Source organism: Pseudomonas sp. P5_B2 (assembly GCF_056400445.1).
Genome location: NZ_JBFULH010001346.1, coordinates 1 through 687, shown reverse-complemented (window position 1 = coordinate 687; position 687 = coordinate 1). Strand labels below are relative to the sequence as shown.

At 49.3% G+C, this 687-nt stretch carries 2 protein-coding genes; one reads left to right on the top strand and one right to left on the bottom strand.

The window, feature by feature from the left end:
• Nucleotides 1–328: LuxR C-terminal-related transcriptional regulator (locus AC1DRJ_RS31145; protein WP_477805491.1), on the top strand; the 328-nt coding region annotated here is incomplete at its 5' end.
• A gap of 82 nt (nt 329–410) precedes the next feature.
• On the opposite strand, the gene AC1DRJ_RS31140 is transcribed toward AC1DRJ_RS31145, so the two are convergent.
• Nucleotides 411–590: a PA3496 family putative envelope integrity protein gene (locus AC1DRJ_RS31140; RefSeq protein ID WP_007898493.1), complete on the bottom strand. Its 180-nt coding sequence runs from the start codon at nt 588–590 to the stop codon at nt 411–413.
• Nucleotides 591–687 lie beyond the last annotated feature (97 nt).

Here is a 687-nt window from a genome sequence, read left to right as displayed (position 1 = left end):
TGTTTGCAAACAGCAGGATCTCACAGAATTGCTCAGTGCCATAAAAGCCGTTCTGTCCGGTTACAGTTACTTTCCGAATCAAGCCTTGCATACCGTACGGTCCAGTCTTGGCAATGCCAGTGAAGCCGATATGGTGGATCGTCTGTCCGGGCGTGAAATGATGGTGTTACAACAACTGGCCAGAGGAAAGACCAATAAGGAGATTGCCGATGGAATGTTCCTCAGCAATAAAACCGTCAGTACTTACAAAACTCGCCTGTTGTTGAAGCTCAATGCTCGTTCCCTGGTCGATCTGATCGAGCTGGCTCAACGCAACGGGCTGGTTTAAGTGCCACTAACGGTTGATAAGGCGACACTCATCAGCGAACGGCACTTAGTAAAAAGCCTCCGTTTCGGGAGGCTTTTAGGTGTTAAAGGTCAAAATCGTAATCGGCCAATTGCTTTTGCAGTCGGCGCTCCTCCAGCAGATTGTCGATGGTGCGGCGTTTGCTCAGGTTGGTCTTTGCCACTTCAACCACCGGTTCAGCGTCATCGGCCTCAACGGGTGTGAAGTCGTCTTCTACGTCCAATTGCTCTTTGCCAGTGCTCATAAGGTTAACTCCAGGCTAAGACTGCCTTTGGCGCCCCTTATATCGACAATCGACCGGCGGGTAAAAAAGATTTTTTCAATCGATGGATCGATAAAAC